Origin of the sequence: Sphingobium scionense (assembly GCF_014197035.1) — a bacterium.
Classification (GTDB): domain Bacteria; phylum Pseudomonadota; class Alphaproteobacteria; order Sphingomonadales; family Sphingomonadaceae; genus Sphingobium; species Sphingobium scionense.
This window is the reverse complement of the sequence record NZ_JACIEU010000081.1, coordinates 1-2,413: the sequence shown is the minus strand read 5'-3', so window position 1 is coordinate 2,413 and position 2,413 is coordinate 1. Positions and strand designations below refer to the sequence as shown.

General features: G+C 59.3%; 2 protein-coding genes. Both read left to right on the top strand.

Annotated elements, in window-relative coordinates; translation table 11 throughout:
* Window positions 1-85 precede the first annotated feature (85 nt).
* Window positions 86-1,609, top strand: coding sequence for an IS21 family transposase (gene istA / locus GGQ90_RS28775; RefSeq protein ID WP_086491680.1), 1,524 nt, complete (start codon window positions 86-88; stop codon window positions 1,607-1,609).
* Window positions 1,599-2,405 (top strand): IS21-like element helper ATPase IstB, encoded by an 807-nt coding sequence (istB, locus tag GGQ90_RS28770; protein ID WP_037523679.1) that lies wholly within the window; start codon window positions 1,599-1,601, stop codon window positions 2,403-2,405. Before istA ends, istB begins: the two co-directional genes overlap by 11 nt.
* Window positions 2,406-2,413 lie beyond the last annotated feature (8 nt).

Below are 2,413 nucleotides of genomic sequence, written 5' to 3'. Positions count from 1 at the left end.
GGTAGGGCGTAAATTTCCGCTGAGAATTGACCCATGTTGAACTCGTCCCTGGCTTTGACAAGCGAGGGTATATGGAGTGTTGGACATGGCGTTATTGAGCGTTATCCGGCGCTGGCATTTTCGCGATCATCTACCGATCCGGGAGATAGCGCGGCGCACCGGACTATCACGCAACACGATCCGCAAATATTTGCGGTCCGAGACGATCGATCCGCGGTTCAAGGTGCCTGATCGACCAAGCAAACTGGACCCATTTGCTGAGCATCTGGCGGCCTGGCTGCGGCGCGATATGGGCCGATCGCGCAAGCAGAAGCGCACGATCAAGCAGTTTCACGCCGATTTGGTGAGCCTGGGTTATGAAGGATCCTACAACCGGGTTGCCGCTTTTGCTCGGGACTGGCGCGAAGATTATCGGCGCCAGCAACAGATTGGCGGGCGTGGGACATTCGTGCCCCTGTCGTTTGCGCCGGGGGAAGCTTTCCAGTTTGATTGGAGTGAGGACTGGGCAATCATCGCCGGGGTTCGGACCAAGCTGCAGGTCGCGCATTTCAAGCTCAGTTACAGCCGGGCATTCATCGTGCGCGCCTACCTGCTGCAAACCCATGAGATGCTGTTCGACGCCCATAATCACGCCTTCCGCGTGCTGGGCGGCGTGCCGCGCCGGGGTATCTATGACAATATGCGCACGGCCGTCGACAAGGTCGGGCGTGGCAAGGAACGCACCGTCAACGCACGCTTCCTGACGATGGTCAGCCATTATCTGTTTGAAGCCGAGTTCTGTAACCCGGCTGCGGGATGGGAAAAGGGGCAGGTCGAGAAGAATGTCCAGGATGCGCGGCACCGTCTGTGGCAACCCACGCCGCAGGTCGAAAGCCTTGATGCGCTGAACCTGTGGCTGGAGGAGCGCTGCAAGGCGTTATGGGAGGACATCCCTCACGGGATCGAACCCGGATCGGTTGCCAATGCCTGGGCCGATGAATCTGAGTGTCTGATGGTTGCGGGCAGGCCCTTCGATGGTTTTGTGGAATATCGCAAACGGGTATCGCCGACGTGCCTCATCCACTTTGAGCGCAATCGCTACAGCGTACCGGCCTCTTTCGCCAATCGCACTGTCAGCCTGCGCGTCTATCCTGATCGCTTCCAGGTCGTCGCCGAGGGGCAGCCAATCTGCGCACATCAGCGCATCATCAACCGCTCTCACGACGGTCCAGGTCATACGGTTTATGACTGGCGCCATTATCTGGCGGTCGTGCAGCGCAAGCCCGGCGCCCTGCGCAACGGTGCGCCCTTCCTTGAGCTACCCGATGCGTTCCAGCGTCTGCAGCGACATCTGTTGCGCAATCCCGGCGGCGACAGGGAAATGGTCGAAATACTGGCGCTGGTTCTTCATCATGATGAGCAACTGGTGCTGACGGCGGTCACCATGGCGCTGGAGGCTGGCGTTCCGACCAAGACCCATATCCTCAATCTGCTCTATAGGCTGGTCGACGGAAAACCGATCTCCACGCCGCCGGTGACGGCGCCCCAGGCGCTCAAACTGGTCAGCGAGCCGGTGGCCAATGTCGAACGCTATGATGATCTGCGCAAGGAGAAGCGTCATGCGTCATGACCCTGCCAGCGGCGCCATCGTCGTCATGCTCCGCAGCCTCAAGATGCATGGCATGGCGCAGGCCGTCACCGATCTCATGGAACAGGGATCTCCAGCGTTCGAAGCCGCCATCCCGATCCTCTCCCAGTTGCTCAAAGCCGAGACAGCAGAACGGGAGGTTCGGTCTGTGGCCTATCAGCTCAAGATCGCGCGCTTCCCTGTCTATCGCGATCTGGCCGGCTTCGACTTTACCAGTAGCGAGGTCAATGAAGCTCTGGTGCGTCAGTTGCATCGCTGCGACTTCATCGACATCGCCGACAATATCGTGCTGGTCGGCGGTCCTGGCACCGGCAAGAGCCATGTGGCAACGGCGCTGGGCATCCAGGCCATCGAACATCATCGAAAGCGCGTCCGCTTCTTCTCGACGGTCGAACTGGTCAATGCGCTCGAGCAGGAAAAAGCACAGGGCAAGGCCGGTCAGATCGCCAATCGCCTCCTGCACTCCGATCTCGTTATCCTGGATGAGCTTGGATATCTGCCGTTCAGTGCTTCAGGTGGCGCGCTGCTCTTCCACCTGCTGAGCAAACTCTACGAGCGCACCAGCGTCATCATCACCACAAACCTGAGCTTCAGCGAATGGGCCACCGTGTTCGGCGACGCCAAAATGACCACGGCGCTCCTCGATCGGCTTACCCATCACTGCCACATCCTGGAGACCGGCAACGATAGCTTCCGCTTCAAAAACAGCTCTGCCAAGCAGGCCAGAACCCAAAGGAGAAAACCACGGGTTGACCCACCCGTGACACCCGAAACATAATCCGCAGA

Bases quoted from the DNA above. Each gene is read 5' to 3' on its own strand.
- istB (WP_037523679.1), top strand. From the start codon at position 1,599: ATGCGTCATGACCCTGCCAGCGGCGCCATCGTCGTCATGCTCCGCAGC.
- istA (WP_086491680.1), top strand. From the start codon at position 86: ATGGCGTTATTGAGCGTTATCCGGCGCTGGCATTTTCGCGATCATCTA.